24 protein-coding genes and 1 pseudogene are annotated in these 25558 nt (G+C 72.4%); 14 read left to right on the top strand and 11 right to left on the bottom strand.

Translation table 11 applies throughout. The annotated features are described in order from the left end of the window. Positions 1-112 precede the first annotated feature (112 nt). Positions 113-1405 (top strand): isocitrate lyase, encoded by a 1293-nt coding sequence (aceA, locus tag ACZ6R6_RS27285; RefSeq protein WP_470097908.1) that lies wholly within the window; start codon positions 113-115, stop codon positions 1403-1405. Between the two features lie 217 nt (positions 1406-1622). Here aceA and mihF read toward each other — a convergent pair whose 3' ends face one another. After that, positions 1623-1931, bottom strand: a complete 309-nt coding sequence (gene mihF, locus ACZ6R6_RS27280) for an integration host factor, actinobacterial type (RefSeq protein ID WP_306858440.1) — start codon at positions 1929-1931, stop codon at positions 1623-1625. Positions 1932-2093: 162 nt separating this feature from the next. On the opposite strand from mihF, the gene ACZ6R6_RS27275 reads away from it, so the two are divergent. Both ACZ6R6_RS27275 and ACZ6R6_RS27270 read left to right on the top strand, forming a co-directional pair. Continuing rightward, positions 2094-2267: a hypothetical protein gene (locus ACZ6R6_RS27275; protein WP_306858439.1), complete on the top strand. Its 174-nt coding sequence runs from the start codon at positions 2094-2096 to the stop codon at positions 2265-2267. A 330-nt stretch (positions 2268-2597) separates the two neighbouring features. Then, positions 2598-2885 carry an HU family DNA-binding protein gene (locus ACZ6R6_RS27270; protein WP_031163487.1) on the top strand — a complete coding sequence of 96 codons (288 nt, stop codon included), beginning with the start codon at positions 2598-2600 and terminating at the stop codon, positions 2883-2885. Between the two features lie 443 nt (positions 2886-3328). Here the strand turns inward: ACZ6R6_RS27270 and ACZ6R6_RS27265 are convergent, their stop codons facing one another. The 8 genes from ACZ6R6_RS27265 to ACZ6R6_RS27230 all read right to left on the bottom strand — a co-directional run bounded on the left by ACZ6R6_RS27265 (position 3329) and on the right by ACZ6R6_RS27230 (position 10575). Then, complete coding sequence (locus ACZ6R6_RS27265; RefSeq protein WP_470097905.1) at positions 3329-4063, bottom strand: DUF7873 family protein; 735 nt, start codon at positions 4061-4063, stop codon at positions 3329-3331. Between the two features lie 111 nt (positions 4064-4174). After that, the gene (locus ACZ6R6_RS27260) at positions 4175-4990 is read right to left on the bottom strand and encodes an ABC transporter ATP-binding protein (RefSeq protein WP_470097903.1); all 816 of its coding nucleotides are present in this window, start codon (positions 4988-4990) and stop codon (positions 4175-4177) included. A gap of 146 nt (positions 4991-5136) precedes the next feature. Next, positions 5137-6795: a protein kinase domain-containing protein gene (locus ACZ6R6_RS27255; protein WP_470097901.1), complete on the bottom strand. Its 1659-nt coding sequence runs from the start codon at positions 6793-6795 to the stop codon at positions 5137-5139. A gap of 220 nt (positions 6796-7015) precedes the next feature. Next, positions 7016-7909, bottom strand: coding sequence for an alpha/beta hydrolase (locus tag ACZ6R6_RS27250; RefSeq protein WP_470097899.1), 894 nt, complete (start codon positions 7907-7909; stop codon positions 7016-7018). An 18-nt stretch (positions 7910-7927) separates the two neighbouring features. Next, the gene (locus tag ACZ6R6_RS27245; RefSeq protein WP_470097897.1) at positions 7928-9253 is read right to left on the bottom strand and encodes an MBL fold metallo-hydrolase; all 1326 of its coding nucleotides are present in this window, start codon (positions 9251-9253) and stop codon (positions 7928-7930) included. A 35-nt stretch (positions 9254-9288) separates the two neighbouring features. After that, positions 9289-10119, bottom strand: a complete 831-nt coding sequence (locus tag ACZ6R6_RS27240) for an NAD(P)H-binding protein (protein WP_470097895.1) — start codon at positions 10117-10119, stop codon at positions 9289-9291. A 1-nt stretch (position 10120) separates the two neighbouring features. Further along, positions 10121-10396, bottom strand: coding sequence for a nuclear transport factor 2 family protein (locus tag ACZ6R6_RS27235; RefSeq protein WP_470097893.1), 276 nt, complete (start codon positions 10394-10396; stop codon positions 10121-10123). Continuing rightward, positions 10354-10575: a nuclear transport factor 2 family protein gene (locus ACZ6R6_RS27230; RefSeq protein WP_470097891.1), complete on the bottom strand. Its 222-nt coding sequence runs from the start codon at positions 10573-10575 to the stop codon at positions 10354-10356. Before ACZ6R6_RS27230 ends, ACZ6R6_RS27235 begins: the two co-directional genes overlap by 43 nt. 82 nt (positions 10576-10657) lie before the next feature. Between ACZ6R6_RS27230 and ACZ6R6_RS27225 the strand changes: the two genes are divergently transcribed. Continuing rightward, entirely contained in the window at positions 10658-11536 is an 879-nt protein-coding gene (locus ACZ6R6_RS27225) for a LysR family transcriptional regulator (RefSeq protein ID WP_470097890.1), read from the top strand. Positions 11537-11734: 198 nt separating this feature from the next. Here ACZ6R6_RS27225 and ACZ6R6_RS27220 read toward each other — a convergent pair. After that, positions 11735-12850 (bottom strand): annotated as a pseudogene (locus ACZ6R6_RS27220) (alpha/beta hydrolase); the annotation flags it as partial. Positions 12851-13246: 396 nt separating this feature from the next. Here ACZ6R6_RS27220 and ACZ6R6_RS27215 point away from each other — a divergent pair. The 3 genes from ACZ6R6_RS27215 to ACZ6R6_RS27205 all read left to right on the top strand — a co-directional run bounded on the left by ACZ6R6_RS27215 (position 13247) and on the right by ACZ6R6_RS27205 (position 15659). Next, complete coding sequence (locus tag ACZ6R6_RS27215; protein WP_470097888.1) at positions 13247-14020, top strand: ABC transporter permease; 774 nt, start codon at positions 13247-13249, stop codon at positions 14018-14020. Positions 14021-14116: 96 nt separating this feature from the next. After that, complete coding sequence (locus tag ACZ6R6_RS27210) at positions 14117-14905, top strand: ABC transporter permease (RefSeq protein WP_470097886.1); 789 nt, start codon at positions 14117-14119, stop codon at positions 14903-14905. Positions 14906-14909: 4 nt separating this feature from the next. Next, the gene (locus tag ACZ6R6_RS27205) at positions 14910-15659 is read left to right on the top strand and encodes an ABC transporter ATP-binding protein (RefSeq protein WP_470097884.1); all 750 of its coding nucleotides are present in this window, start codon (positions 14910-14912) and stop codon (positions 15657-15659) included. Here the strand turns inward: ACZ6R6_RS27205 and ACZ6R6_RS27200 are convergent. Continuing rightward, positions 15647-16033 (bottom strand): winged helix-turn-helix transcriptional regulator, encoded by a 387-nt coding sequence (locus ACZ6R6_RS27200; RefSeq protein WP_470097882.1) that lies wholly within the window; start codon positions 16031-16033, stop codon positions 15647-15649. The genes ACZ6R6_RS27205 and ACZ6R6_RS27200 overlap by 13 nt on opposite strands. Before the next feature lie 87 nt (positions 16034-16120). Between ACZ6R6_RS27200 and ACZ6R6_RS27195 the strand changes: the two genes are divergently transcribed. The 7 genes from ACZ6R6_RS27195 (at position 16121) to ACZ6R6_RS27165 (ending at position 25520) form a co-directional block, all read left to right on the top strand. After that, the gene (locus ACZ6R6_RS27195; RefSeq protein WP_470097880.1) at positions 16121-16744 is read left to right on the top strand and encodes an NAD(P)-dependent oxidoreductase; all 624 of its coding nucleotides are present in this window, start codon (positions 16121-16123) and stop codon (positions 16742-16744) included. Positions 16745-16939: 195 nt separating this feature from the next. Next, positions 16940-18004, top strand: a complete 1065-nt coding sequence (gene trpD, locus ACZ6R6_RS27190; RefSeq protein WP_470097878.1) for an anthranilate phosphoribosyltransferase — start codon at positions 16940-16942, stop codon at positions 18002-18004. Between the two features lie 122 nt (positions 18005-18126). Next, positions 18127-19512, top strand: coding sequence for a hypothetical protein (locus ACZ6R6_RS27185; RefSeq protein WP_470097876.1), 1386 nt, complete (start codon positions 18127-18129; stop codon positions 19510-19512). 201 nt (positions 19513-19713) lie between these two features. After that, the gene (locus ACZ6R6_RS27180; protein ID WP_470097874.1) at positions 19714-20616 is read left to right on the top strand and encodes a siderophore-interacting protein; all 903 of its coding nucleotides are present in this window, start codon (positions 19714-19716) and stop codon (positions 20614-20616) included. A gap of 101 nt (positions 20617-20717) precedes the next feature. Next, positions 20718-22403 carry an ABC transporter ATP-binding protein gene (locus ACZ6R6_RS27175; RefSeq protein WP_470097872.1) on the top strand — a complete coding sequence of 562 codons (1686 nt, stop codon included), beginning with the start codon at positions 20718-20720 and terminating at the stop codon, positions 22401-22403. A gap of 31 nt (positions 22404-22434) precedes the next feature. Continuing rightward, positions 22435-24447 carry an ABC transporter ATP-binding protein gene (locus ACZ6R6_RS27170; protein WP_470097870.1) on the top strand — a complete coding sequence of 671 codons (2013 nt, stop codon included), beginning with the start codon at positions 22435-22437 and terminating at the stop codon, positions 24445-24447. Continuing rightward, positions 24447-25520: an iron-siderophore ABC transporter substrate-binding protein gene (locus ACZ6R6_RS27165; RefSeq protein ID WP_470097868.1), complete on the top strand. Its 1074-nt coding sequence runs from the start codon at positions 24447-24449 to the stop codon at positions 25518-25520. The genes ACZ6R6_RS27170 and ACZ6R6_RS27165 overlap by 1 nt, the downstream gene beginning before the upstream one ends. The last annotated feature ends 38 nt before the right edge of the window (positions 25521-25558 follow it).

Genomic DNA, 25558 nt, shown 5'->3' with positions numbered 1-25558 from the left:
TTCGCCTGGAGAGAAAAATCGAGATTTTTTCGTCAAGATCGGCCTTGTTTGCCCGTTTCGTCCGAGCACACACTCAGAGCAAGGCACCCAGGGGACGACAAGGAGTGAAAAAATGAACGATCGCCTCAAGGGAGCCGCAGATGAGCTGCGGCGCGAATGGGAGACCAACCCCCGCTGGAAGGGCACCGAGCGCACCTACACGGCCGAGGACGTGGTGCGGCTCCGCGGGTCCGTCCAGGAGGAGCACACCCTCGCCCGGCTCGGCGCCGAACGGCTGTGGGACCTGCTCACCACCGAGGACTACGTGCACGCGCTCGGCGCGCTGACCGGCAACCAGGCCGTGCAGCAGGTCAAGGCGGGCCTGAAGGCGATCTACCTGTCGGGCTGGCAGGTCGCGGCCGACGCCAACCTCGGCGGGCAGACCTACCCCGACCAGAGCCTCTACCCGGCCAACTCGGTGCCGGCCGTCGTGCGCCGCATCAACAACGCACTGCTGCGCGCCGACCAGATCACCTGGTCGGAGGGGGACGAGAACGCGCCGCACTGGCTGGCCCCGATCGTGGCCGACGCCGAGGCGGGCTTCGGCGGTGTGCTCAACGCCTTCGAGCTGATGAAGGGCATGATCTCCGCAGGCGCGGCGGGCGTGCACTGGGAGGACCAGCTCGCCTCCGAGAAGAAGTGCGGCCACCTGGGCGGCAAGGTCCTGATCCCGACCGGCCAGCACGTCAAGACCCTGAACGCGGCCCGCCTCGCGGCCGACGTGCTGGGGGTCCCCTCTGTGATCATCGCGCGGACCGACGCCCAGGCCGCGACGCTCCTGACCACCGACGTCGACCCCCGCGACCACGCCTTCACCACCGGCGAGCGCACCGCCGAGGGCTTCTACCGCGTCCGCAACGGCGTCGACTCCTGCATCGCCCGGGGTCTGGCCTACGCGCCCCACTCCGACCTGCTCTGGATGGAGACCTCCCTGCCGGACCTGGACGTGGCCCGCGAGTTCGCCGAGGCCATCAAGGCCAGGTATCCCGACCAGATGCTGGCCTACAACTGCTCGCCCTCCTTCAACTGGAAGAAGCACCTGGACGACTCGACCATCGCCAAGTTCCAGCGTGAGCTCGGCCACATGGGCTACAAGTTCCAGTTCATCACGCTGGCGGGCTTCCACTCGCTCAACTACTCGATGTTCGACCTCGCCCGGGGCTACGCCGAGGAGGGCATGAGCGCCTACGTCGAGCTCCAGGAGGCCGAGTTCGCCGCCGAGCCGCGCGGCTACACCGCCACCCGCCACCAGCGCGAGGTCGGCACCGGATACTTCGACCTGGTCAGCACGGCCATCGCGCCGGAGTCCTCCACCACGGCCCTGCGGGGTTCCACGGAGGAGGAGCAGTTCGAGAAGGCTCACTAACCATCCGGACCCGAGCCCGCCCGGGACGCTTCCAGGGCATGGGACTCCTTCCCGGGCGAGCTCGGTGACCAGGTCGAGAACGAGGCCCCGCCGTACGGATTTCCCCCGAGTCCGTCCGGCGGGGCCTTTCGCCGTCGACGGCCCGGCCCCGGAGCGGCCCGGGCGGCACGGCCTGCTGCGCGGCCGCGGCCCGGGCGGGTCGGCGCCGGTCCGCCGATCAGCCGGCGATGGCCTCGATCAGCTTGCGGCGCTGCTGCGTGCCGAGCCCGCCCAGACGGCGGGCCTCGTCCACATCGGCCTCCGCCATGAGCTGGGCGGCCTTCACGTTGCCGATGCCGGGCAGCGCGCGCAGCGCCTGCGACACCTTGATGCGCTTGGCGATGTCGTCGTCGCGGCCCAGGAGCTGCTCAAGGCTCACAGAGCCGGCCTTGACCTCGGCCAGAAGCTTGGCTCGGGCCGTACGGGTCTCAGCGGCCTTGGCGAGGGCGGCCTGACGCTGTTCGGGGGTTAGCTTGGGCAGAGCCATGTTGACTTCTCCTCGATTACTCGGATTATGACGTGCTGTTACCCACAGCAACTCGGCTAATCATCGCCTAAGTGTGGGAAACACAGTGTGTCCGGCACAGACCATCACGATATGCCCAGGGAGTTACCCCGGCCTTACCTGACTCTTCGTAGCCTCAACCTCATGGGTATCTGGCAAGGGCCGGACGGCATCGAGGTCGAGGCGATCATGCTTGGCGACCTCCCATGCCTGCGCGTGACCCAGCGGATCGGTGAACAGCGGATGGTGCTCGCTTACTGCATGGACGTGCGCGAAGTCGGCCGGCTCGTGAATCTGGCCGAGCTCGTCGCAGCGTAGGGCCGGCCCCACGAATGATCAAATAAAGATCACAACCTGGTCCGATCCGAGGCCGGTGTGAACTTCTGCGGTTCCTGGGACGTCGGACTGGTCAAGGGAGGCCCGTATGGATGTTCTGGACGGCCTCGTTGACGAAGACCTCCGGCTGGAGCTCCTCCTCGTTGAGGCCCTGTACGAGGAGGCGGAACGGCTGGCCGCCCAGCCCGACCGCTGATGAACGGCGGAGAGTGCCCGCCACCTCGCCGAGGTGGCGGGCACTCTCTCACCGCCGGAGGGCGCGGGCGCGGAGCGGGCTCGATGGATCCGGGGGCGATAGCGTTAACTATCCCCATGAACAAGCGCGAGCTGATCGAGAAGGCCGCGGCTGAGGCCGGACTCAGCCGGCGGCAGACCGCCGCCGCTCTGGAGGCGATCCTGGGCACCATCCAGACGGCCGTGGCTGCCGAGGACAAGGTCGCCATCCCCGGTTTCGGGTCCTTCGAGATCGTGCACAAGCCGGCGCGGACCGGGCGTAACCCGCAGACCGGCGAGCCTCTGGAGATCGCCGAGACCTGGACGGCCAAGTTCAAGCCGAGCCCGGGGTTCATGGGCCTCATCCGCCAGCGCAAGAAGGACTGAGCGCTCCCTCTGCGGAGACCCCCTCACCGGTCACCCGGCGCGGACGGACCGCGGACGGCGACGGCCCCCGGGGAGGTGTCCACTCCCCGGGGGCCTGGGTGCCGCCATGTCGCGGCGTCAGCGCGTTTAAGAGGGCCGGTCATCCATAACGATGTCGTGCTCTGCCATTAAGCTACGAACGCATGTGGAGCGTCCAGCGGGACTCGAACCCACACCCGACCATCACTGCCTTCCCTCGGTCGATCTGACGCTCGGCGGCGAATGCTGAACCTGGAGCGAGAGTCTGAGCTTGAGCGGCCGCCTCTACCAGTTGGGCCATCCCGGCGCGGACGGTGCCGGGAGAGGGACTCGAACCCCCACTTGAACCGCGTGTCAGTCTGACATTTCAGTTTCAGCTTCCGCGCTTTCGCGCGTCCCCGCGCTCCCACGGGGAGTCTTGAAGGCTACCCCAGCAGGTAGCCGAACACCTTCTCACCGATGCGCTGGTCGACCACCTCGGTGCCGTTGGCCTCCTCGCGGGCGAACTTCACGGCGTCCTGGAGCCTGGTGACCCGTTCCAGGAGCTCGTTGACCCGCTTGCGCGGGACGGCGCCGGAGAAGGTGACCTTGGTCCAGAAACCGACCACGATGTCCTCGTGGTAGACCTCGACCTGGGCCGGGTGCTTGTCGGTCGCCTCCGCCTTGACGTGGTTGCGGGGCACCTTCTTGGTCCGGGTCGTCTTGACCGGCTCGGTCCGCCAGCAGTCGGCCGACTGGTCCAGCGTCCACGTCTCCGCCGCGTCGAGGACGGGCAGCTTGGCGACGAAGGTGTGCAGGTCGACCAGCTGCTTCTCCAGGAAGAGCAGGTAGGTGACCGGCACGTTCTCCAGCAGGGTGGCGCCGTCCACCTTGACGTCGGCCCGCGCGACGCAGTTCGCCCAGTCCTTGGTGGCGGTCACGTCGAACAGCCGGGTGAGCGTGGTGCCGAGCTGCTTGAGCAGGTCCTCGGCCTGGACCTGCACGCGTGTGGACTCGGCCGGCAGGTGCTCGCCCTCGTCGTCGATCGGCTGGTAGGTCCGGGAGATGCCCGACAGCAGGGTGTTCTTCTGGACCGTGTGGTACGCGTCGGTCACCTTGCGCTGGGCGTCGGACTTGACGCCCTTCTCCACGGCGAGGATCTGGTTCAACTTGGTCGCCATGGATGTAACGCTATCGGGAAGATCACCCGCTCTCATCCCTTTTATCAACCGGCTTCTCCGTCAACCTGCCTCAGCTCTCAGCGGCCGGCCCCGGCGGCGGGCGGCCCGCGCTCAGTGCCGTACGGCGCGGGCGTACCAGCGGCCGTCGAGGTTGTCGATGCGCAGCGTCCGCCCGAAGCACTCCGACAGGTTCTCGCCGGTCAGGATCTCCGCCACCGGCCCGGCCGCCTGGATGCGGGTGTCACGCATCAGCAGGGCGTGGGTCGTGGTGGCCGGAACCTCCTCCAGGTGGTGGGTGACGGTGACCGTGGTCAGCACCGGGCGGGTCGCGGCCAGGTCCTCGACGGCGGTGATCAGGTCCTCGCGGGCGGGCAGGTCGAGCCCGGCGAACGGCTCGTCCAGCAGCAGCACCACCGGGTCGGACATCAGCGCCCTGGCCACCCGGATCCGGGCCCGCTCCCCCTGGGAGCAGACACGGAAGAGCCGGTCGGCCAGATCCTTGCAGCCCATGTCCGCCAGCAGGCTGTGCGCCCGCTCGTGCTGGGCCGGGCCGTAGCGGTCCCACAGGGGCGCGCTGGTCCCGGTGTGACCGGTCAGCACGACGGTGTGCGCGGTGGCGTTCTCCTCCTCCAGCAGCTCCTCGTCGACGAGCCGCTGGCTGGCCGCGACCAGGCCGATGTGACGGCGCAGCTCCCTGAGGTCGACCCTGCCCAGCCGCTGGCCGAGCACGGTCGCGGCGCCCTCCGTGGGATGCCGTACGGCGGCGGCCAGCGACAGCAGCGTGGTCTTGCCCGCCCCGTTGGGACCCAGCACCACCCAGTGCTGGCCGTACTCGACCCGCCAGTCGATGCCCGCCAGGAGAGTCCGTCCGACCGCCCGTACCCCGACACCGCTCAGCTCCACCGCGCCGGGCACGGACTGCTCCATCGGTCTCCCCCTCCGGTTCGATACGCGCCGATCACCCTAGCCGATGCGACACTTCGCCCCCTTGCCCCGGCTGGGCGGCGACAGGCCGGTGTACCTCCGCCGGGATGGCCCGGGGCCGGAGCGGGCGCCCCGTGCTCCTCCGGCCCTCAGCCGCCGATCTGCGCCGAAGGGCTCGCGCCCGGCGGAGGCGGGGACGTGGGCGCCGTCACCGACGGGGCCGGCGACGGCGCCGGGCTCTCCCCGTCGCCGGTCTGCGGGATCTGGGTGAAGGACGGCTTGGGACTGCCCGGCGTGGCCGGGCAGTCGTCGCCCCTGCCCCTGCCCTTGGCCGTCGCGTCCGCGCAGGTCCGCGGCCCGCCCCCGCCGGGCGGGCCGTCACTGCCCTGCGAGCGGCCGGGCCGGGACTCCTCGCGCTCGCCGTCGGCCGCGGGCACCGAGACGGTGCGGGTCGCGGTGACCAGGACCGTGGAAGGCGTCATCACCGGCGTGGTCCGCGGCCTGCCGCCCGGCGGGCGGGCGGCGCGGGAGGCGGGACCCGCGGTGCTCTCCTGGGCCGGGATCACCACCGGCACCCGGCCGGGGGCGCCGGAGCCGCCCTCGACACCGCCTCCTCCGCCCCCTCCGCTCCCGGCGGCGACCACCGTGACGGCCGCCATGGAGACCGTGGCCAGCGCCGCGAAGCTCGCCTGCGACAGGTGCGCGCTCCGGCGCGGCGCCCGGCGGGAACCCCCGGTGGGGACCGAGGGCTCCCGGACCGGTCCGGCGGAGGCGGGGACGTGGGCGCCGGCTCCGGACGGGCGGGAGACGCGCCGTGGGCGGCCGCCCCCGGACGGGCGGGACAGGTGCCATGGACGGCCGTCCCCGGTCAGGTGGGACAGGGGGAGCGCCCGCCCGCCCGCGGCTGGGTGGCGCACCGGCGTCCAGATCTCCGCCAGCACCTCGGCCACCGCCACGCGGAGGTCCCGCGGAGCGCCCACGCCACCCGCCGCGAGCAGCGCGCCGAGCAGATCGGCGGCCCGGGGCCGGTGCGCGGGGTCCTTGGCCAGGCACGCCTCGACGGCCGGGCGCAGCAGCGCGGGCACCGAGGCGGCGCGCGGCGGCTCGACCATGATCCGCCGGGCCACCGCGTCGGGCTCGCCGGCGCCGAAGGGGTGGTGACCGGTGGCCGCGTAGGCGATCAGGCAGCCCCAGGCGAAGACGTCGGAGGCCGGCAGCGCGGAGCCGCCGACGAGCCGTTCGGGGGCCACCCAGCCGGGGCTGCCCATGACCTGCCCGGCCTGCGTGTGGGTGGCGAGGGCGCCGACGTCCCGGGCGATGCCGAAGTCGATCACACGGGGCCCGGTCTCCGACAGCAGCACGTTTCCAGGTTTGAGGTCGCGGTGGACCAGCCCCGCCTCGTGCACCGCCACCAGCGCGGCGGCCACCCCGAGGGCGGCGCCGTAGGCCAGGTCCGGGGTGAGCGGGCCCTGCTCGGACACCACCTGGGACAGCGCCGGCCCGGGGATGTATTCGGAGACCAGATAGGGGCGGCCCCGGTCGGTGCCGTCCTCGACCACGGCGGCCGTGCAGAAGGGGACCACTCGCCGGGAGAATTCCACTTCCTCCGCGAAACGGGCACGGAGCGTGGCATCGTGGAGATGCACCGGATGCGGCGTCTTGAGGGCCACTACCCCACCCTGTGGGTGTTCGGCCAGATAGACCACGCCCATACCCCCCACGCCGAGGCGGCCGAGCAGGAGGTAACGGCCGATGATGACCGGGTCCCCGACGGTCAACGGCCGCACACCGGGCGGCATGCCGTTCATGGGGCCAGTTCCGCCACGTGCCATCCTGGATGAGCCTCTCATGTACGCGCTACGGCAAGCACACTGTGGCGGCATCCGAGAGGGCTTCGCTCCCGACCTGTCACAAGGGATATGACAGGTAAGGCGAATCATCCCTCGGGGTAAGTCACCGGTGATGTCCCGGATGCGTACTGAGGCCCGCTGTGACGGCGTGACCGGGGCGGGCACGCCCGTCAGCCCCCTATTCGCGGGGCAGCGTGCGGGCGAAGTGGGCCGCTGCGGCGTCCGCCGCCGTCGTGACCTGCGGTTCCTGGTCATAGAAGGCGAACTGGTCGCCCTCGGTCCAGACGAAGTCCTTGGGCCCGGCCAGCGCGGCGTGGAAGCGCCGCGCCCCGTCCGGGATGGCGGCGTCCTCGCTGTGGACGAGCAGGACGGGCTGGGTGAGGCGGGGGGCAAGGGAGATCGAGTCGTGGCCGAGCCAGTCCGGCCATGCCATCACCGCGAAGCGGTTGGGCCACTGCGGGAGGCCGCCGCGGTCGGGGTTGAGGTAGAAGTCGATGTCGAACGGCATGGCGGCGCGGGGGTCGGAGCCGCTGACGACCGGCACGTACTCGACCTCGCCGGTCGCCTCGTACTTCGCGCGTGCCCGCGCGGCCTCGGCGAGCTTGCCCGCGACGCCCTCCTCGCCGCCGTACACCTCCCGGCAGATCTCGGGGTCGTGCAGCCAGGGCGCGACGAGCGCCAGCGACCGGATGCGGGGATCGTCGACGGCGTTCCCGCTCATGTACATCGCGGCCGCGCAGACGCCGAGGGCGCCGAGACGGGCGGCGTTCACCGCGGGATGTTCGGCGAGGAAGGTGACCGCGTGGTTGATGTCGCGGATCTTCCGTTCCGGCACCTCGTAGTCGCGAGGTTCGCCCTCGGATTCGCCGTAGCCGGTGAAGTCGAAGGACAGGGCGGCGAACCCGCGGTCGGCGAGCCGTTCGGCGTACCGGTCGGCCATCAGCTCCTTGACGCTCGTCCAGGTGCCCGCCACCACGATGCCCGGCGCCGGGCCGGCGCCGCCGGGTAGAAACAGGTTCCCGGTCAGCGTCACGTCGCCGGCGGAAAACTTCACCTTCTGCATGGTGGTCATGAACGTGTGCTCCTTCGATCAGTTCGCATAGGTCAGTTCGGCTTCGGCGATGGACGAGCCGTCGACGGTGAAGGCGTAGTAGGCCTCGAAGCCTCCCTGGCCGCCGGGGGCGAAGCGCACCAGGAGGCGCTGGTGACCGGGCCGGTTCTCGGCGACCCTGATGACGGTCAGGCTGCCGCCGATGACCTCGGCCCGCGCCCAGTCGCGGATCGCGGCGCGCCCCTTGAAACGCCGCCCGACGTCAATGAGCTCCGCGTCGGCGGCGAACGCTCCCGCCAGCGCGTCGAGGTTCCGGCCGTTGACCGCGGTGACGTAGGCGTTCACCGGCGCGAGCAGCCCGTCCGGCCCTTCCTGGGGGGTGTCCGCGCAGACGGCAGGCGTCTTCGCGGGGTCCTCGGCGGACAGCTCCCGCGCGACGGCCCTGACGTTCTCCTGCGCGATGGTCGGAAGGTCCGCGACCGGTGGATAGCCGGGGTAGGCGCGGTCCAGCTCGGCGATGATCGACTTCTGCTCGCCGGGGCCGACCGTCCTGCCCCCGGGCGAGTCCGGGGCGACGGCCGGCCGGACCAGGCCGCGGAATACCTGGAGATATCGGCGCTGCTCGTCGATCAATGCGCGGGCCGGGCCTGCGGCACCGTGTCCCGGGTACGTCGTCCTGGCCCCGGAGAAGCGCCCACCGAGCTGATCGAGGATCTGGAGCCAGCCACAGCTGGTCCCCTCGATCAGCGCGGGCGTGACCTTACCGGTCGCCAGGTCACCGGAGAAGAGGTCGCCGGTGTCGGGACGGTAGTAGACGTCCGCGGTGTCGGACTCGCCGTGGGCGAACGTGGCGGTCTCGAAGCGGAGGCCGCCGACCTGCAACGGTGCGCCGTTCTCGAAGGTCCGGTCGGCGTAGGTGAGCTTGGCGGGGAAGTCCGCGTTCGCCGAACGGGCCAGCGGGTAGAAGCCCCGACCGTCCTCCCGCATCGTCTTGTCGGTCGCCTTGGACGCGTAGATGGGGGCCTTGGGGAACGCCTCGTGGAAGGCGCCCGCCCCGCCCACGTGGTCGGGATGGGAGTGGGTGAGCAGGATGGCGGCGACCGGCTTGCCGGTCTTCCTGATCTCCGCCACCGCTTTCCGGGCATCGGCCGGCGTGCGCAGGGTGTCGATGAGGATCAGGCCCTCCGGTGCCTGGATCCAGTAGGTGTTGACCGAACCCGGGTTGGACGAGGCGAAACGTCCCGGCTCCGCCTTCTGCGCGGGCGGCGCCGCGGGCTTGTCGTCGTTCGAACAGCCCGCCACCGACGCGATCGCGCATGCGGCGGCGGAGCTTGCGGCGAGAAGACGCCGCAATCTCTGGTTCATCTAGAGCCTTCGTGGAGTTGGGATGTGAGGGGGGTTCAGCGGAAGTCGTCCGCGTGGGCCTGTGCCCACTGCTCGAAGGTGCGGGGCTCGCGGCCGGTGACCTCGCGGACGGTCGGGCGGACGATCGACTCGTCGAGCGAGCCGTTCACGTAGAAGTCGAAGAACGCGTCCACGTACTCGACGGGCATGGTGGCGAGCAGGTCGGCGCGCGCCTCCTCGTCCGTCAGGCCCACGGACTCCAGATCGCGGCCGAGGACCTCGGCCAGCACGGCGACCTGGTCGGCGGGCGGCATCGCGACCGGACCGGTCGGCCGGAGGATCTCGCCCCGGTACTCGTCCGACAGCAGCGCGCGGGCGGCGACGGCCCCGACGTCGCGCGGGTCGACGCTCGCCGCGCGGACGTCCGGGAACGCGACCCGCACCCGATCGCCGGACCGGAGCTGCGGCAGCCAGCGCAGAGCATTGGACATGAACGCGCTCGGCCGCAGGAACGTCCACGGCAGCCCGGACTCCCGCACGGCGGACTCGGACGAGGCCATGAAACGGGTCACCGCGTTGGTCATGTCGCCGCTCCCGGCCGAGCCGCCGGACAGCAGCACGACCTGTTCCACTCCCGCGCGCCGGGCCTCGGCCACCAGGCCCGGCATGTCCTCGTACCCGGGGAGCAGGAACACCGCGCGGGCCCCGCCCAGCGCTCCGGTCATGCTCTCCGGCCGGTTGAGGTCGCCCGTCACCGCCTCGACGCCGTCCGGCAGCGGTACGGTGTCCGGCTTGCGCACCAGCGCCCGGACGGGTTCACCGGCTGCGGCCAGGGCCCGGACCACTTCGGAGCCGACGTTGCCTGTCGCACCCGTCACCAAGATCATTTCATTCTCCTTCGAGTTCCTTGGCCGCGGTCTCGGCCGCCTCCGGCGATCGGGCGGCGGTCATCACCACAGCGCCGATCTTCCACGCGCCGTCCGACCGGACCAGGTCGAAGCGGTAGGTGCCGCCCAGCGTCCACAGCGGCGAGCCGAACGGATCAGTGAGGCGGTGCGTGGCCTGGGACGACACCGTGCAGAGCGCGGTGGCGCCGTCGACGGTCACCAGGTGGTCCATGATCAGGTGCTGCGTGGCGTCGAACCGCCGAGCAGGCCCGACCACGCCCCGACGATCTGCGCCGGCGTCAGCACGGCAGGCTCGCCGCCGTTCAGGCTGGTGTGGTCCAGGGTCACCGAGTCCGCGGACACCTCGCCCAGACGGTCCCATTCGCGCTGGTCGGCGTGCCATGCCATGCGGGTGCAGGTCTCGATGATCGCCAGGCGATCCTGCGTGGTGCTCATGCCGCAATCGTGGCGTCGACCTTCCCCGCACGTCCAATATCTGCTGTAATAGCCGACCGTTATGGATGCTCATCTGCGTGACATGAGGTATTTCGTGGCCGTGGCGGAGGAGCTCAGCTTCACCCGGGCGGCCGAGCGCCTGTTCATCTCACAGCCGGCGCTCAGCAAGCAGATACGCCAGCTCGAAGAGCTGATGCGGGTGAGGCTGTTCGACCGCGACCGGCGCACGGTGCGGCTCACCGCGCCGGGCGAGGCGCTGCTGCCGGCCGCCCGCGAGCTGCTCCAGCAGTGGGACGAGGCCCAGCAGGCCGTCGCCGACGCCGCCGCCGCCGAAGCCTCACGGCTGACCGTGGGCATGTCGACCAGTGTCGGACGCGGCCTCTTGGGAACGCTGCGGGAACGGTTCACCAAACGCCGTCCGGGCTGCGACCTGCGGTTGCGTCAGGTCAACTGGACCGACCCCACGGCGGGCCTGGCCGAGGGCGAGGTCGACGTGGCGTTCGTCTGGCTGCCGTTCCCCGGTCAGGACGATCTCAACGTCCGGGTCGTGGCCCGAGAGCCGCGCTGGGTCGCGTTCCGGCACGACCACTGGCTGGCCGAACGGGACGAGGTCGACTTCACCGAGCTCCTGGACGAGAAGTTCCTGGCGCTCCCCGAAAGCGCCGGCCCGCTCCGCGACCACTGGCTCGCGACCGACGAGCGCGGCGGGCGGCCGCCGGTGGTCTGCACGACCGTGACGAACGCCGAGGAGACCTTCGCGGCGCTGGAGAGCGGCGACACCATCGTCCTGCTCGCCGCCGGCAACGCCGAGATCTACCGGCGGCCCGGGATCATGACCATCCCGGTCACCGGGCTGTCCCCGAGCGTGCTCGCCCTCGCGTGGCGGCCCGGCGATCATCGCAGCACCATCCGCGACCTGGTCGAGGCCCTGTCGCCCGAGCCGCAGCGCCCCCGGACGTGATCCCCGTACGCTCCTGACGGCCTCTTCCGGCCCCACCCCCTGAACGGCGACGACCTGAACGGCGAGATCCTGAGCCGGGAGATCCTGAGCCGCGAGATCCTGAGCCGGAAGGTCCTGAACGGCGGTGAGAAAGCGGGCGATGTGCCGGAAGACCTGGCGGGCCTCGGGGACGACGTCGGCGAGGATGGCGAAGACGTGGGGCATCCGGCGCCACTCCTCGTAGGTGACCGGGACCCCGTGCGCGCGGGCCCGCTCGGCGACCCGGCGCCCCTCGTCGCGGAGGACCTCGGTGGAGCCCGTGACGATCATCAGCGGCGGCAGGCCGGTGTAGTCGCCGAAGACCGGGGAGACCAGGGGGTCGCGAGGGTCGAGGCGGGCGGTCCAGCGGCGGGCGAGCCAGCCGACCCGGCCCGCCGGGATCATCGGGTCGAGCAGGCGGTTGACCCGGCGGGGCACGTCGGTGAGGTCGGCCCACGGCGACAGGCAGACCGCGGCCGAGGGCAGCGGCAGCCCCCTGTCACGCAGGGCCAGCAGCGTGGCCAGGGTGAGGTGGCCGCCGGCGGAGTCACCGGCGAACAGGACGCGGGCCGGGTCGTAGCCCCACTCCAGCAGGCACAGGTAGGCCGCTATCGCGTCTTCCAGCGACTCGGCCGGCGTGTGGACCGGACCCTGGCGGTAGTCGACGGCCAGCACCGGGCACCGGGCGGCGGCCGACAGACGCCAGGTGATCGGCCGGTGCGTGGCCGGGGAGCAGAGGAAGTAGCCGCCGCCGTGGAAGTACAGCACCACCCTGCTCTCGTCGAGCCCCTCCCCGAGGTCCCCGTCAGTCCCGCTCGGCTGCCCGTCGGTCCCGCTCCACCCCTCGCTCCCCTCGCCGGAGCCGCTCCACTGTCCATTCCTCCCGTCAGCCCCGCTCCGCTGTCCGGCGCCGTCGCGGGAGCCGGCCCCCGGGGCTCCACCCCCGTCGGCTCTGGACCGGCCGCCCCCGTCGGCTCTGGACCGGCCGCCCCCGTCGGCTCTGGACCGGCCGCTCCCGCCGGACTCGGGGCCGCCGCCGGGCGACCGTCCGGCGCGGATCCACTCGCCGGAGCACGGCCCGATCTCCCCCTGCACCACGCTCACGTGGGCGGGCAGGGGGAGCGGCACCCTGCCCGCCAGCGCGACGAGGCGGGAGGCCGCCACGAAGCCGGCGTCGGTTCTCAGCAGCAGGCCGGAGATCGGTTTGAGCGTGCCACGCAGGACCGTGTTGAGGGCTGCGGCCTGCCAGCTCACGGGGTAGCCGGGGCAGACGTCCACGTCGATCTCATCGCGCATGCGGGCCTCCGATGAGGAGGATTCCCGCAGAACATCCTTCTATTCCAGCGGTGACCGTATCGTGTCGATCACGGCCATATGCCGGCCCGCCTCGCTCGCGCTTACGGCGGCACCGGCCCCCACCCACGGCCGAGGCCCGGACCGCGCCGCCTACCGCCCGTAGTCCCGGAGCACGGACCGCAACCGCCCACCGACCGTAGTCCCGGAGCCCGCACCGCACCGCCTACCGCCCATAGTCCCGGAGCCCGCACCGCACCGCCCACCGCCTACAGGCCGCAGTCCGCGGCCCCAGGCCGGACCGGCCGCCACCGGTAAATACGTTGCCGCCGCCGAGGGCGCCGAGGAAGATAGGAGGGTTGCCCTGACGCCCTTGAGGAGGCCGCCTTCCTGCTCTATGTGCGCATCGCCGGATACGGCTTCCGCCGCCACTCCGCCTACCGCGCCGCCGCCTTCGCCGGAGCCTTCACCAACACCGTGTTCGGGATCCTCCGCGCCTACGTCCTCATCGCCCTCTGGGAGGCCCGTCCGGGACTCGCCGGATACGACCTCGCCGACGCCGTCACGTTCTGCTTCCTCAGCCAGGCGTTCATCGGTCCCATGCAGGTCTTCGGCGGCGGACTGGAGATCGCCGGGCGGGTCCGCACCGGCGACATCGCCGTCGACCTCATCCGGCCGGCGTCCCTGCAGATGTGGAGCCTCGCCGACGACCTCGGCCGGGCGGCCTACCTGTTCCTGCTGCGCAGCCTGCCGCCCACCGTCGTCGGGGCCGCGCTGTTCGGGCTCGTCACCCCGGCCGACCCGGCGACCTGGCTGTTGTTCGCCCTCTCCTGCACGCTCGGGGTGGTCGTCAGCTTCGGCTGGCGCTATCTGATGGCGCTGTCCACCTGCTGGATCGTCGACGACCGGGGTCCCCAGTCGCTGTCGCTGGTGATGACCTTCTTCTTCAGCGGCATGGTCCTGCCGCTGAACCTATTCCCCGGCTGGCTCGGCACCCTGGCCGGCGCGCTGCCCTGGTCGGCGATGGTCCAGGTCCCCGCCGACGTCTACCTCGGCAAACGGGACGTCCTGGAGGCCCTGGCGTTCCAGGCCGCCTGGGCGGTGGCGCTGCTGGCCCTGGGCGCCCTGGTCACCCGGGCCGCCCGGCACAAGGTCGTGATCCAGGGTGGGTGACGACGTGACCGCCGCGGGACGCCGGACAGGCATGACCATCGCGGGACGCCGGACAGGCATGACCTCCACGGGAGACGGGACAGGAGGGGGCGCCTGATGGTCAGGACCTATCTGCTGCTGGCCTGGACCTGGCTGAGAGCCTCGGCTCAGTATCCCGGACCGCTGATCATGATGGCGGCCGGCTCGTTCGCCGTCAACGCGCTGGACGTCCTGGCGATCTGGGTGATCTTCGAGCACACCGGGACGCTGGCCGGCTTCGGCCTGGCCGAGGTGATGCTCCTGTACGGGACCGCGGGCCTGTCGTTCGCGCTGAGCGACATGCTCTTCGGCAACGTCGACCGGCTCAGCCAGCACATCAGGGCCGGCACCTTCGACACCATGCTGATCCGCCCGGCCAGCCCGTTCGTCCAGATAGCCGTCGACCGCTTCAGCGTGCACCGCTTCGGCAGGATCGCCCAGGCCCTGGTCGCGCTCGGCATCGCCCTGTCCGGGCTCGACATCCCCTGGAGCAGGGCGTGGATGATCCCGGTGATGATCGTGTGCGGGGTCGTCATCTTCGCCTCGATCTTCGCCCTCGGCGGCGCGCTGCAGTTCCTGCTGACCGACGCGCCCGAGGTGGCCAACGCCTTCACCTACGGCGGCAGCACGCTCACCCAGTATCCGCTGAGCGTCTACGGCGAGGAGCTCGTCAGGGGCGTCACCTTCGTCATACCGCTGGCGTTCGTCAACTGGCAGCCCGGGCTGTTCGTGCTGGACCGGCAGGATCCCCTCGGCCTGCCGCACGGGCTGCGCTTCGCCGCGCCCCTGGCGGCCCTGGTGCTCGCCACCGCCGCCGCGCTCGCCTGGCGGGCGGGCATCCGCCGCTACCGCTCAACGGGGAGTTGATCACATGATCGAAGTCGACCGGGTCGGCCGCTCGTTCACCGTGGGCCGCCGCCGCACGCGCACGACCGTGCACGCCGTACAGGATCTGTCCTTCACCGTCGAGGCCGGGGAGTTCGTCGGCTATCTCGGCCCCAACGGCGCGGGCAAGTCCACCACCATCAAGATGCTCACCGGCATCCTCGCCCCCACCTCCGGCCGCATCCGGGTGGCCGGGCTCGACCCGGCGCGCCGCCGTACGGCGCTCGCCCGCAAGATCGGCGTGGTCTTCGGCCAGCGGACGACACTCTGGTGGGACCTGCCGCTGAAGGACAGCTTCGAGCTGATCCGCCACCTTTACAAAGTAGATCGTATTGACTTCCGCCGCAGGCTGGACGAGCTGACCGGCCTGCTCGGCCTCGCCGAGTTCGTCGACACCCCGGTCCGCCAGCTCAGCCTCGGCCAGCGCATGCGGGGCGACATCACCGCCGCCCTCCTCCACTCCCCCGCCGTGTTGGTGCTCGACGAGCCCACGATCGGCCTCGACGTGGTCAGCAAGGCCGCCATGCGCGAGTTCCTGCGCCGCCTCAACGCCGACCACGGCACCACGGTCCTGCTCACCACCCACGACCTGGGCGACATCGAGAAGCTCTGCCGCCGCGTGATGCTCATCGACCACGGTCGCCTGACCTTCGACGGCACCCTCGACGACCTGCGCGCCACCGCCCCCGAGGAGGACTCCATCGAGGACGTGGTCGCCCGCCTCTACACCGGCTGACCGGCCGGACCGCCCGTCGCCCGGACGTCGTGCAGGTCACGGGCCGACATCACCGCGTTGACGTTGCGCTCGGCCCAGTCGGTGACGGCCCGCAGCGGCTCCTGGAGCGACTGGCCGAGCTCGGTCAGCGTGTATTCCACCCGGGGCGGGACCTCGGCGAAGACCTTCCGGGTCAGCAGGCCGTCACGCTCCATCGCCCGCAGGGTCTGCGTCAGGACCTTCGGCGTGACGCCGCCGATCATGTCGCGCAGCTCGGTGAACCGGCGCGGCCCCCCGTGCAGGCTCAGCACCACCAGCACCGACCACTTGTCGCCGATGCGGTCGAGCACCACACGGGTGGGGCAGGACGGGTCGAAGGAGTCTCCGTTCAGCATGGTTTCCAATGTATATCAATAGCACTTTGAAGTAACCAGTATCCAATGGATACGGTCAAGCCGACAGCACGTTTCAGGAGGTCGAAGATGAGAATTCTGCTGATCGGCGCCAGTGGCATGATCGGGAGCCGGGTCGCCGCGGAGGCTCGCGCCCGAGGGCACGAGGTCACCGGTGTCACCCGCAGCGGCACGGCGGGGACGGCGGTCGCCGACGCCTCGGACCCGGCCGCGATGGCCCGGCTCGCCGCCGGTCACGACGCGGTCGTGTCGGCCGTCGCCCCGCCGCGGGACGGCTCCGAGCCTTCCGGCCCGCTGCTGGCGGCCGTCCGCGGCCTGCTCGGAGGGCTCCGCGAGGCGGGCGTGCGCCGCCTGGTGATGGTCGGCGGCGCGGGCAGCCTGGAGGTGGCGCCGGGCGCGCGGCTCGTCGACACCCCGGACTTCCCCGAGATCTACCGGAGCGAGGCCCTGGCCCTGGCCCAGGCGCTGGAGCTGCTCCGGGCCGAGGCCGGGGACCTGGACTGGACCTACATCTCCCCGGCCATCGTCATCGAGCCCGGCGAGCGCACCGGGAGGTTCCGGTTGGGCGGCGACCAGGTGCTCGTCGACGACCGGGGCGACAGCTTCATCTCCGCCGAGGACTACGCCGTCGCCCTGGTCGACGAACTGGAGAACAGCCAGGCCGTCAGGCGCCGGATCACCGTCGCCCGCTAGCGCGGCGGCCGCTCCACGCCCCCTCGCGCGTCGCCGGGACGACGCCCGCCGGATCGAAGGACGGCGCCTCGATGCGTATGCGGCCGGGCGCGGGCTCCGGCGCCCGCGGTCGGTACAGTGCTGGTTGAGCCGGCATATGCCGGTCGCCACGCTCGGAGACACCGCCCGGCCCGCGGTCGCATCGAGAGGATCCCCGTGACTGAGCCCGTCCGCTCCTGGCCACACCTGCTCGCGGCGCTCCTGCGCGGGCACGACCTCGACGCCGACGACACCCGATGGGCCATGCGGCAGGTCATGGACGACGCGGCCGGCCCCGCCCAGCTCGCCGGGTTCCTGGTCGCCCTGCGGGCCAAGGGCGAGAGCACCGCGGAGCTCCGCGGAATGCTCGACGCCCTCATGGAACGGGTCACGCCCCTCCCGGTCGACGGCGCGGACGTCGTCGACATCGTCGGTACCGGCGGCGACGGCGCCCACACCGTGAACGTGAGCACCATGGCGGCGATCGTCGTCGCCGCCGCCGGCGCCCCGGTCGTCAAGCACGGCGGCCGATCGGTGTCCAGCAAGGCCGGTTCCGCCGACGTGCTCGAAGCCCTGGGCCTGCCGCTCGATCTCACGCCCGACGGCATCGCCCGGTGCTTGCGCGAAGTCGGCATCGGCTTCACCTTCGCCCCGCGCTTCCACCACGGCCTGCGTCACGCCCTCCCGGTGCGCAAGGCGCTCGGCGTCCCCACCGCCATCAATTACCTGGCGCCGCTGACCAATCCCGCCGGCCCCCGCGCCGCTCTCGTCGGCTGCTCCAACTCCGCCCTCGCCCCGGTCCTGGCGGGTGTGCTCGCCGAACGGGGCGTCAGCGCCCTGGTCGTGCGCGGGGCGGACGGCCTCGACGAGATCACCACCGCCGCGCCCACCGACGTCTGGATCGCCGGCAACGGCGGCGTCCGGCAGGAGACGCTGGACGCCGCCGACTTCGGACTCGCGCGCAGCGCGCCGGACGCGCTCCGCGGCGGTGACGCCGCCTACAACGCCTCGGTCGTCCACCGGGTCCTGGCCGGCGAGCCGGGCGCCGCCCGCGACGCCGTCCTGGCCAACGCGGCCGGAGCCCTCGCCGCCCACCGCGGTCTCGGCGGAGGCCTCCGCGACGCCTTCGCGACCGGTCTGGAGGAAGCGCGCCACGCCGTCGACAGCGGCAACGCCGTCGCCACCCTCGACAACTGGCTGAAGCTCGCCTCGTCCCTGGCCGGCGGCGCCGACGGAGCATGACCGGCCGCGGGCGCGTTCTCGAAAGGGGCCCCGGGCGGTAAACGCGCTCCGTACCGTATGCGTCACATCTGGCGTATGCGACATCTGTCGCAAGGGAGCGCGCCCGACACGGAAGGGAACCCATGCTGCCATTAAGCGGTGTGACCCAGCAGGAGCCGTTCACCCACCCCATACTCCCCCAGCCGCCACTCCGCACGACGCTGCACCGGATGGTACGGCGGGCCTACGGCCGGGTCCGGGCAGCGGACCTGGGCGCACTGCGGGTCGCGCTGGGCAGCACCGGCGTGGACAACTACGCCCGGACCGCGGCCCCGCTGGACTACACGACCACGGCGGCCGACGACACGCTGGAGAAGCTGATCGCGGTCTTCGAGGACAAGACCCCGTACGTCATGCAGGCGGGAGCCCGGCAGAACCAGCCGCCGAACGGCAACGGCCAGACGGTGCTGAAGACCATGGTGGACGAGGTGGTCACCGTTCACACCCAGGTCGCGGCGGGCAACGCCGACGGGCACATCATCGCCGTCTTCGGCCTGCCGGACAACACCAGGGTGCCGGAGATCAGGAAGGTCTTCACCGAAGCCGCCGAGGGGCTGCAGAGGCTCTACGACAACCGGCTGATCCTGCTGGACCGCCGCGGCGACCTGGCCATCCAGGGTGCCGGCGCGACGTCCTCGCCCAGGTCGATGACCGTTCCCGACGCGTTCACGGACGCCCGTACCAACGATCGGGTCCGCACCCTGATGCACGAGTCCTTCCACGTCGCCCGCACGGAGATCACCGATCACGTCTACTTCGGCGTGCCGGGCTTCGCGACGGCCGACTGGGGGACCATGAGCACCAACGCCGACCACTACGCCGAGGTGGCCAGGCGCCACGCGGGCCTGAACCTGCCCGTGCCCGCGCCGCTCGCCGTGCTCGGCCCGCCGGCCGGCCCGGCCCTGACGCCTCCACAGGAGGCCAAGGTGCGCCAGGCGGTGGCGGAGGCGCAGGAGCGGCTCACCCGGGGCTGGGCCCGGTCGTTGTGGGTGTGGCAGAACATGGGATACGTGCAGCGCTACCAGAACTCCTACGTGTGGCTGGGTGCCGCGCCGACCGAGCTGCTGCTCCGGCAGCTCATGCTGGAGTCGCAGCAGACCTCGATGACCCTGCACCACGGGACCGGCGGCCGCGCCACCACCCGGGTCGACGTCCCGCCGGTGCTCCCCTCCGTCACCGCCTACGATCTCGCCGTGATGGAGGAGGTCCTGGCCGACCTGCACCAACTGGTGGGCTGGGGCCGCGGGCAGAACACCGTGCAGGTGCTGGCGGCCGGGGCGGCCCTGCCCGCGGGGAACGCGGCCTACCTGTGGGCCGCGGACGTGACGAACGCGGCGACGCCCATGACCAACCTCGCCGACCAGCTCGTCAGTCAGGCGACGCAGTCTCTGGCCGATCCCTGGCTGCCGACCCCCGCCGCGCTCAAGACCCTGGTGGACGGCATGCGCGTCCGCTACGGGCAGCTCTAGGCCGCCCAGGTGGGCCTGGCGCCGACGGCGCCGTACCGATACGTCGGCAGCAAGGACGAGCTGCTGACCACCGTGGCCTGGCACGTCTCAGCCACGGCGATACCGGGTGAAATTCATAGATGACCACAAGACGGAAGGTAGGTTAGCCTAACTTTATCTCTGCCTCCGGCGGGTGAACGCAGTCACAGGGAGAGCCGAAAGATGATCGATCCCTTCCGCATCTTCCACGTGCGGGTGAGCAGGCTGGCCCGGCTCAGCCCGTCCTTCCTGCGCGTGACCTTCACCGGGGACGACCTTCACCTCTTCGCCGACAACGGGCTGGACCAGCGCATCAAGCTCATCCTGCCGCTGCCCGGCCTCGGGCTGACCCCGCTGCCGACCGGCTCCGACTGGTACTCCCGCTGGCGCGAGCTCCCCGACGAGTCGCGCAACCCCGTGCGCACCTACACCGCCAGGGCGGTCCGGCCCGATCTGCGCGAGGTCGACGTCGACGTCGTCGTCCACGAGCTGCACGACGACTCCGGCCCCGTCGCCCGCTGGGCCCGCGACGTACGGCCCGGCGACGAGGCCGCGCTGCTCGGCCCCGACGCCCGGCACGACGGCGAGCACGGCGGGCTGGAGTTCCGCCTGCCCGCCGGGGACGGCCCCGTGCTGCTGGCCGGCGACGAGACCGCCGTGCCGGCGATCACCGCGATCCTGGAGCGCATCCCCCGCCACTGCGCGGGCGAGGCGCTGCTGGAGGTGCCGCACGGGGCCGACGTCATGGACGTCGACGCGCCGAGCGGGCTGACCGTCACCTGGCTGCCGCGCGACGGCTCCGGCCATGGCAGCCGGCTGGTGCCCGCCGTACGGGCCGCCGCCGACCGGCTGCTGCCCTCGCTGTCCTCTCCCCAGCAGTTCACGGACGTGGACGTCGACGTGGAGGAGCTGTGGGAGGTGCCGGAGGAGGAGACGCCGGCGCCGCAGCGGATGTACGCGTGGCTGGCCGGCGAGGCGGCCGTCATCAGGACGCTCCGCCGCCATCTGGTCGCCGAGCGCGGGCTAGACCGGCAGTCGGTGGCGTTCATGGGCTACTGGCGGATGGGCCGCTCCGAGCAGCACTGACCGCACCCCGCGGCCTCGGCGGAGGCTGGTCCGTGACCATAAACATAGGCTAGCCTTACCTAAGTTTCATGGTCGGCTGTTCCAGAGGGGTGCGGGTGGGCATGACGGGTCCGTCGGGGCGGGACGTGCTGAGGCGCGCGGTCAGGGGGCAGCGGCGGGACGTCGCGCTCGGCTCCCTCCTGGGAGCCGGGCACCAGGCCGGGGAGGCGCTGGTCCCGGTCCTGATCGGCATCGTGATCGACCAGGCCGTCGCCAGGGACGACGCGGGCGCGCTGCTGCGCTGGCTCGCGATCCTGGCCGTGGTCTACGTGGGACTGTCGTTCAGCTTCCGCTTCGGCGCCCGCGCCGGGGAACGGGCCGCCGAGCAGGCCGGTCACGCGCTACGCGTCGAGCTCGTACGGCGCGTGCTGGACCCCGGCGGCGGGGCCGAGAAAGGCCGGCTGCCCGGCGCGCTGACCACCATCGCGACCGAGGACGCCAAACGGGTCGGCGCCGTGAACATGGCGCTGATGTTCGGGATATCGGCGTCCGTGGGGCTGCTGGTGGGCACCGTGGTGCTGCTGCGGACCTCGGTGCCCCTCGGCCTGACGGTGCTGCTGGGGACACCGGTGCTGCTGTGGCTCGGTCACCTGCTGAGCAAGCCGCTGGAGCACCGCAGCGAGGCCGAGCAGGAACGGGCCGCGCACGCCTCGGGCGTCGCCGCCGACCTGGTGGCCGGGCTGCGGGTGCTCAAGGGCATCGGCGCGGAGTCCGCGGCGGTCGCCCGCTACCGGCGCACCAGCCGCCGGTCGCTGGCGGCCACCCTGCGGGCGGCCCGGGCGCAGTCCCTGCAGAGCGGCATGGTGCTCGCCCTGACCGGGGGGTTCATCGCCGTCGTGGCGCTGGTCGGCGGGCGGCTCGCCGCCCAGGGCGACATCAGCCTGGGCCAGCTCGTGTCAGCGGTCGGGCTCGCGCTGTTCCTGCTCGGGCCGCTGGAGACGTTCTCCTGGGTGAACGCCGAGTTCGCCCAGGGGCGGGCGTCGGCGGCGCGCATCGCCGGCGTCCTGGCGACGCCGCCGGCCGTCACGGCCGGCGGCGGGCGGCTGCGGCAGCCCGTACGGGGCCAGGTGCGGCTGCGCGGCGTCAGCCACGGCGGGCTGCGAGAGGTCGACCTGGACGTCGCGCCCGGCGAGCTGGTCGGCGTGGCCGCGACCGATCCGGCGGACGCGACGGCCCTGCTGCGCTGCCTGAGCCGGCAGGCCGACCCCGACGCCGGGGTGGTCCAGCTGGACGGCGTGCCGATGCGCGACCTGGACCCGGCCGACATCCGCATGGCGGTGCTGGTCGCCGAGCATGACGCCGACCTGTTCGAAGGCACCCTGCGCGGCAACGTCACCGCCGCGCCCGGATCGGCCGATCCGGAACGGTCGATGGCGGCCGCCGGGGCCGACGAGGTCGCCCGGACGCTGCCGGAGGGCCTCGACACGGTGGTGAGCGAGCGCGGGCGCTCGCTGTCCGGCGGGCAGCGCCAGCGCGTCGCCCTCGCCCGCGCCCTGGCCGCCGACCGGCCCGTGCTGGTCGTCCACGACCCGACCACCGCGGTCGACGCGGTCACCGAGAGCCGTATCGCCACCGGCATCCGCGAGATCCGCCGGGGCCGCACGACGATCCTGGTCACCACCAGCCCCGCGCTGCTCGCGGTCGCCGACCGGGTGGCGCTGCTCGACGGCGGCCGGGTCGTCGACACGGCCCCGCACGCCGACCTGGTGCGGCGCCACGCCGTCTACCGGACGGCGGTGCTGGCATGACCGGCGGACCCGGCACAGGAAGGCAGGGACGATGACCGCGGCGGAGGAGCACCGGATGCCGGAGCCGGCCGGGACCGGCACACCACAGACGGCACCCGACCGGCACACGGACGCGCGGCAGGCGGACCCGAGGAGGGCGCCGGCGGGGGCCCGGGAACTGCTGCCCACCGCGTCCCCGGCACGGACCCGCGCCGCCGTCCGCGGGCTCCTGCGCCCGCACCGCGGGCTGGCGCTCGGCGGGTTCGCCGTGATGGTCGCGGCGACCGCCGTCGGGCTGCTCACCCAGCCGCTGCTGGGGCACATCGTGGATCTGGTCGCCGACCGGCGGCCGGCCGGGACGCTCACGTGGCCGGCGGCGCTCCTGCTGCTCGTCGCGCTCACGCAGGGAGCCGCCACCGCGCTTGGGCTGTCGCTCATCTCGCGGCTGGGAGAGACCGCGCTCGCGGAACTCCGCGAGCGGTTCGTCGACCGGGCGCTGCGGCTGCCCCTGGAGCAGGTGGAGCGGGCCGGCTCGGGCGACCTCACCGCCCGGGTCACCGGTGACGTCTCGCAGGTGTCGGAGGCGATCCGGACCGCCCTGCCCGAGCTGGCCCGTTCGCTGCTGGCCATCGTGCTGACCCTGGGGGCGCTGGCCGTGCTCGACTGGCGGTTCCTGCTCGCGGCCCTGCTCGCGGTGCCGGTCCAGGCGCACACCGCGCGCTGGTACGTGCGCAACGCCGTGCCGCTCTACGCCCGGCAGCGCATCGCCACCGGAGCCCGGCAGCAGCAGTTGCTGGACGCCATCGGCGGCGCCGCCACCGTACGGGCGTTCCGGCTGGAGGCCGAGCACACCGAGCGGGTCACCCGGCGGTCCTGGTCGGCGGTGGAGCTGACGATGCGCGGAGTACGGCTGGTGCTGCGGTTCTACAGCCGCCTGCACCTGGCCGAGTACACCGGGCTGGCGGCGGTCCTGGTGGTCGGGTTCTTCATGGTGCGCAGCGGTTCCGCCTCCATCGGCACCGCGACGGCGGCGGCACTCTACTTCCACAGTCTGTTCGGGCCGGTCAACTCCGCTCTCGTGCTGCTCGACGACGCCCAGTCCGCCGGCGCGAGCCTGGCCAGGCTGGTCGGGGTCGCCGACCGGCCGGAACGGGAGGAGCCGGAGACGCCCGGCGGACATCCCCCGGAGGAGCCGGGGACGCCGAGCGGGCAGTCCCGGGAGGAGCCGGAGACACCCGGCGGGCATCCCCTGGAGGAGCGCGGCGCCCCGCCGGGCTGGGCGGTGGCGGTGCGTGGTGTGGGGCACGCCTACGGAACCGGGCGGCCCGTGCTGCACGATGTGGACCTCACCCTCCGGCCCGGCGAGCGCGTCGCCCTGGTCGGCGCCAGCGGCGCCGGCAAGACCACGCTCGCCAAGCTCATCGCCGGCATCCACCGCCCGACCGCCGGCTCTGTACGGCTGGCCGCCGGGCGGCCCGGCAGCGGCCCCGCGGTGGCCCTGGTCACCCAGGAGGTGCACGTCTTCGCCGGGCCGCTCGCCGACGACCTGCGGCTGGCCCGGCCCGGCGCCACCGACGACGACCTGCGCGCGGCACTCGTCCGCGTGGACGCGCTGGCCTGGGCCGAGGCGCTGCCCGAGGGCCTGCGGACGGTCGTGGGGGAAGGCGGCCACCGCCTCACCGCCGCGCAGGTCCAGCAGCTCGCCCTCGCCCGGCTGGTCCTGGCGGACCTGCCGATCGCCGTGCTCGACGAGGCGACGGCCGAGGCGGGCAGTGCCGGGGCGCGGACCCTGGAGAGGGCCACGGAGCGGGCCATCGAGGGCCGCACCGCCCTGGTCGTCGCCCACCGCCTCACCCAGGCCGCGGCCGCCGACCGCGTCGTCGTCATGGACGGCGGCCGGATCGTGGAGAGCGGCGGGCACGAGGAGCTGCGCGCCGCCGGTGGACGGTACGCCGCGCTCTGGGAGGCGTGGTCGGACATCCGTGCCACCGCCCGTCACCGCCCCGCCGCGCACGACGGATCCACCCCTGACAGAGATGAACCGACGGACATGAAGGACCACTGATGTCTCACTCCCCGAGGGGCGCCCGGCTCGCCGCGGCGCTCGCCTCCGCACTGCTGCTGCTCGGCGCCGGCGCCGCGTGCGGCTCCGGCCCCGCCCCCGGCCCGAGCTCCGCCGCCGGCGATCCCGCCGCCACCGCGCCGGAGGGCGGCGCCTTCCCGGTGACGATCGAGCACAAGTTCGGCAGCACCACCGTCGCCTCGGAGCCCAAGCGGATCGTCACGGTCGGCCTGACCGACCAGGACGCCGTGCTGGCCCTCGGCAAGGTCCCGGTCGGCACCACCGACTGGCTCGGCGGCTACGCCGGCGCCATCGGCCCCTGGGCCGCCGGCAGGCTGGGCGGCGCCGCCGCGCCGACCATGCTGACCGACACCGGTACCGGCCCGCAGGTGGAGAAGATCGCCGCGCTCGCGCCGGATCTGATCATCGCCCTGTACTCGGGTCTCACCAAGGAGCAGTACGAGACCCTGTCGAAGTTCGCCCCGGTCGTGGCCCAGCCGAAGGCGTACAACGACTACGGCGTGCCCTGGCAGGAGCAGACCCGGACCATCGGCAGGGCGCTGGGCAAGGAGGCCGAGAGCGGCAGGCTCGTCGAGGACGTCGAGGCCCGGTTCGCGGCCGCGAAGAAGGAGCATCCGGAGTTCGCGGGGGCCGGCGTCGTGGTGGCCACGCCGTACGAGGGGTTCTTCGTCTTCGGCAGCCAGGACTCGCGCTCGCGCACCCTCACCTCGCTCGGCTTCACGCTGCCGGCCGACCTCGACAAGGTCATCGGCGACAAGTTCGGCGCCGGCATCAGCAAGGAGCGCAGCGACCTGCTCGACCAGGACGCGATCGTGTGGACCGTGCCCGACGTCGCCAAGGACCCGGCCGCGCTCCACAAGGACAACGTCTACAGGGATCTGAAGGTGGCCAGGCAGAGCCGCGAGGTCTTCATCGGTGAGAGCACCGACTACGGCAAGGCCTTCTCCTTCGTCACGGTGCTGAGCCTGCCGTACGTCCTGGACCGGCTCGTCCCGCAGCTCGCGGCGGCCGTCGACGGCGACACCGCGACGCAGGTGGAGCAGCCGGCCTCCTGAGCGGGGGCACGGCGTGAAAGGGGGCCGGGCCGCGGATT

This window comes from Streptosporangium sp. NPDC048886, assembly GCF_055586905.1.
This window is presented reverse-complemented; position numbering and strand designations above follow the sequence as displayed.